This is a genomic window from uncultured Campylobacter sp., from assembly GCF_905371695.1.
GTDB lineage: Bacteria > Campylobacterota > Campylobacteria > Campylobacterales > Campylobacteraceae > Campylobacter_A.
Map to the genome: position 1 here is coordinate 1 of NZ_CAJPMA010000104.1, position 5,068 is coordinate 5,068.

Genomic DNA, 5,068 nt, shown 5'->3' on the forward strand with positions numbered 1-5,068 from the left:
GCGACGGCGGAGCCAGCCAGCTCGCCTTTACGCTGCCGCCCGATACCGAGGTAGAGCAGACGTCCGAACGTTTGGAGCGGGTGGCTAAAATTTTGCGCGAGCATCCGGCGGTACTTTTAACCTTCGCTACCGCCGGCGGCGAGGACGAAAATCAAGGCAAAATTTTAGTTCGCCTAGCGCCGCACAAAGAGCGCTCTATCACGCAAAAAGAATTTGAAGACGAAATGCGCGAAAAAATCGCGAAATTTAGCGATATGAAATTCGCCTTTAATAACGAAATGGCGCAAGCCGACGTATCCGTGCTGCTCGCAAGCCAAGACGACGAGGCGCTAAAATCGGCCGCGCTGGCGCTAAAACGCCAAATGAGCGAGGTTGCGGGCGTGAAAAATCCGCGCATAGAGGAGCCTTTGTTAAAACCTCAAATCGAAATAAAGCTACTGTCAAAAGAGGCGGCGAGGCTGGGCGTAACGGCGCAAAGCCTCTCAAATACGCTCATGATCGCCACGATCGGCGATACGGATGCTAGCCTAGCAAAATTTAACCTGCCAGATCGCCAGATCGCGATTCGCGTTAGGCTTTCGGATAAAGATAAAAACGATATCGAAATTTTACGCAAATTACCCGTCGCTACGCAATCAGGTGCCGTAGTGCCGCTCTCTTCGGTGGCCGAAATTTCGTATTCGCAAAGCGAAGCTAGCTTGCAAAGATTCGATAAAAAGCGCAAAATCGCCGTAGAGGCGGACTTGGAGCCGGGCTACGCGATAGGAAGCGTGCTTGATAGCGTAAATTCGCTGCCTATCATGCGCGAGCTGCCTGCGGGCGTGAGCGTACCCGAGTACGGCGATAGCGAGTTTATGAGCGAGATGTTTACGCAGTTTAGCATAGCCTTGGGGGCGGGGATTTTAATGTTTTTACTCGTGCTCGTGCTGCTTTTCGGCGATTTTTTACAGCCTATTACCATTTTTATCGCGCTGCCGCTGTCTTTGGGCGGAGCGGTCGCGGGACTTCTGCTTTACGGCGGCGCGCTGGATCTATCCTCGGTCATCGGAATTTTGATGCTAATGGCGATCGTGGGTAAAAACTCGATTTTACTCGTGGATTTTATTATAGAAAAACGCGCCGCGGGTATGGCTAGGCACGACGCGCTGATAAATTCCGGAAGCGAGCGCATACGCCCCATCGTAATGACTACGATCGCTATGGTAGCCGGTATGGCGCCGGCGCTATTTGCTAGCGGGGCGGGAACTAGCTTTCGCGCGTCGATGGCGGTCGCGGTCATCTGCGGGCTAATCGCCTCGACGCTTTTAAGCCTTATTTTCGTGCCGGTAGTTTATTCGCTAATAGACGATTTCAAGGCGTTTATCGCGCCTAAACTCGCGAAATTTACGGACGTTACGGACGAGGATAAAAGGCTAGGCGAAGGAATTTAAAGCAAAGAGGCGGAGCAAATATCCGCCTCGGGCAAAATTAGATTAGAAATTGTAGCTAAAACTTATGTTAAACATTCTAGGGTCGCCGTATACCATACGGTTTGCGCCGATACCTTCGTAATATTTTTTATTAAAGACGTTATCCACGTTTAGTTGAACGTCGAAATTCTTACCGATTTTATAACCGAACATTACGTTCGCCAGCGTATAGGCGTCCTGCTCGATCTTGTTTGCTCCGCTACCGGTATAAGCTTTGCTTTTATACATTAACCCCGCGCCCATTCTAAAATTTTGCACGCCGTATTTAGCGAATAAATTTGCCGTAGTGCGAGACGAGTCGGTGCTATATTTTTCTCCTTTGGCGTCTTTGGCGTTAAAGCGCGTTAGTCCCACGCTTAGGCTTATATTATCGGTTATTTCGCCGTTTACGTCAAGCTCGAAGCCCTTGCTTACGACGCCTTTTTTGGCCTCGTAAATACTAGCGCCCGTTCTTGGATGTATGCGCGTCGTTTTTTCGCCTACGCCGTCTTGTACGATCTTAAATACGCCGAGCGCCGCAGAGAGCTTACCGCCGAAATATTCGCCTTTCACGCCCGCTTCATAATCTTTACCCTCGATCGGATCTAAATATTTATCGTTTGCGTCTTTTACGCTTTGCGGTTTAAATATACTCGTGTAACTGGCATATAACGTGTGGTTCGCGCCTACGTCGTACGTAAGTCCTAGATAAGGCGTGATTTCTTGCGTAAAATTTCGATTGCCGTTGCCGCCAGTTACTTCGTATTTCCAGTAGCTCATTCTCGCGCCGACTAAAAATTTCAAATCCTCGGTTATAGAAAATTTATTCGCCAGATAAACAGCCTTTTGCGTAGTTTTATCCGCGTTATTTTGATCGACGTAAGGCAATCTAGGATCGTCTATACGAAGGTTATTGAAATCTATGATCGTGCGCGCCCTAAACGCCATAGCCGCAGGCGAGGTGTTACCCCAAAGAGAGCTTACTTTATCGGAGGATTTTTTATAATTATTATACATAGCGCCGAAAACTAGCTCGTGAGGCAAGCTAAACGCTTCGTAAGGCGCGTTTACGTAAGCGTCTATGTTATGAATGTCTTCTTCTCTTTTATTGGCGTATATACTTAGATCGTTCACGTTTCCAGTTCCGTTAGGCCGGACCCTTCCGCCTACGTACATAATATTTGAATCAGTCTTTGCCTTGCGGTAAGAGTAGCTTAAATTTAAACTCGCTTCGTTTTCGAAATAGTGCCTAAAATCCGCGTAAAAATCGAGCGTTTTAATATCCCATCTAGTCCAAGGCTGCGAGAAAATTTGATTCTTGCTAAAATTCGTTCTTCGTCCGTCGGTATAAAATGCGGGCATCCCGCCCCACCTAACGCCGTTGCGGTCCAAATCCTGATAAAACGTTCCTAAACTTAGCCACGAGTTATCGCCGATATCAGCGTCTACTACGCCGTAAAGGGCTAAATTTTCGCGTTTGTAATAATCCATATAAGAGCGCGCCTTCTCTTTTGCGAAAGATAGCCTAGCGCGCACATTGCCGTCGTTTGTTACGGGAGTTTGCACGTCGCCCGAAAGTCCGTATTTATCGTATGATCCGGCGCTTATTTTTAGATTACCGGTTAACTCTTTGGCATTTGCCCGCTTACGGATAAAATTTAAACTAGCCGCGGGATTTCCCGCGCCTGATAGTAAGCCGTTTGCGCCCTTTACGACCTCTACGCGCTCGTAAGGAAGCAAGCTCATATCGTTCGCGCCTAGGCTAAATCCGCCGAAGCTCGGCATGGAATCAAGTAGGTAATAATCTATCGCAAAGCCGCGCGCCGTCGGATATACGCGCTCGTCCCATTTTATTAGCGAAACGCCCGGCACCGAACGAAGCAATACCTGATAGTCGTTAATATTTAAGTCTTTTAGCTTAGCCTCCGTTAGAACCGTTAGCGACTGCGGCGTTTGACGCGACGTTAAATTTAGCCTAGTCGTACCTTTAACCAGTTCCTTTGAGCTATAACTCACGTCGTCTTTTCGCTGCTCGCTAGTTACCTCGACGCCTTCAAGCGCCTTTTCTTCGGCTAAAATTTGCGTTACGCCTAGCAAATTTAAAGCGACTATACCGGAAAGTAAAATTTTACCTTTCATACCTTTCTCCTTTTAAAATTTGACCTTTTCATCCATAAATAAAACCCCGAAATTCCTAGAAATAGCGGCGCTAAGCCTGCTAAAAACCATAAAAATTTCGTAGTTTCGTTATAATTTCCAAAATGCGCCTTACGAAACGACGATAGCAGTCGCTCCGTAAAATCCGCTTCGCTAATATCTTTGACCTGCTTTAAATTTCCGCTACCGTCGAATACGATTTGGCTTGAATATTCGTTGTGCAAGAAATTTTGATCCGCCTTGTAGCCAAAAAGCGTAATCGCCGCGTCGCCGCGCGGAAAAAGACCGATATAATGAAGGTTAAATCCCGGAAAATTTTCTTGCGCTTTTTTAACTAACGCGTCTATTGAGAGGTTGCCTTCTATTTTTTGAGGCGCTAAATTTTGCGGCGGCGGCGTAAACAAGAATCTAAGATCCCACCAAGCCCCGCTAACGCTAACCGCTATCAAAATCGGCGCGCAACATACGCCCATCGCCTTATGCGCGTCGCTAGCAAAGGTAGTAAGCCTAGAAAATCGTAGCCGTAGCAAATTTCGCCAAAAATTACGGTACAACAAAAAGCCGCTAACGGCGATAAATATCGCAAAAATGCCCGTAAAACCGACGATAATCTGACCGGCGCGCTCCATCAATAACCCTTCGTGAATATGAACCAATACGCCGAAAAATCCTTCGTCGTGCGGACGCGGCTCGCTTTTTATATCGCCGCTAAACGCGTCTACGTAAATATCCTCCCACTCGCTACCGCCTTTTTTAATTAGCCAAACTCGGTCGGCTTTTTGCGGGCTCCTATCGATATTCCAGCCGACGACGTCATAGCGCGGAAATTTTTGGTTAACGATTCGTTTTAACTCGTCGAACGTTTTTCGGCGATAATGAAAGTCGGCAAAGTCGGGTTTAATATTTATATGCGCCGAGACGTCCGTAACCTGCGGCGTAAAAATGCTGCCGATCTCGCTTTTATAAACTAAAATCGAACCCGTCGCGCATACGATAATTAGCGGCAACGAAAAAACAAGCGATAAATAAGCATGAATTTTGGTAATCGCTTTAATCGGTAGCCGCATTTTGATTATTCCTTTCATTTTAAGGCGCGCATTATAATGAACGAATTATTAATCTTTTATAAAACGATTATCAATTTTTAATTAGAAAATTATCGTAATTTATAAAAAAAGGCGGCGATGTCGTAAATTACGAATTAGCAAGCCGTAAGTTATCGTAGGCATTAAATATCTTTTGCGGCCACTTTATATTATTTTTTTGAAATAGGTGGGAATATAGTCTAAAAACGCGCGACGCAGGGCTGCTTGGGCGTAAATTTTAAATAAGGCGCCGCAAATAAAGCGGAAATTCGGCTGCCGATTTTAACTTTGCGCGTAAAAAGGTATTAAAAACTACGTTATGCGGGTTTAGGCGTTTAAAATTTATTTCGTTTTATATTAAAGATTAGAATAAAAAAT

General features: G+C 46.0%; 3 protein-coding genes. 1 reads left to right on the plus strand and 2 read right to left on the minus strand.

What is annotated here, in order from left to right; translation table 11 throughout:
* Positions 1-1,430: efflux RND transporter permease subunit (locus QZ147_RS08145; protein ID WP_295149138.1), on the plus strand; the 1,430-nt coding region annotated here is incomplete at its 5' end.
* Positions 1,431-1,472: 42 nt separating this feature from the next.
* On the opposite strand, the gene QZ147_RS08150 is transcribed toward QZ147_RS08145, so the two are convergent.
* Complete coding sequence (locus QZ147_RS08150) at positions 1,473-3,587, minus strand: TonB-dependent siderophore receptor (RefSeq protein WP_295149140.1); 2,115 nt, start codon at positions 3,585-3,587, stop codon at positions 1,473-1,475.
* On the minus strand, positions 3,584-4,672 hold the full coding sequence (locus tag QZ147_RS08155; RefSeq protein ID WP_295149141.1) for a PepSY-associated TM helix domain-containing protein: 1,089 nt from the start codon (positions 4,670-4,672) through the stop codon (positions 3,584-3,586). The genes QZ147_RS08150 and QZ147_RS08155 overlap by 4 nt, the downstream gene beginning before the upstream one ends.
* Between the last annotated feature and the right edge of the window lie 396 nt (positions 4,673-5,068).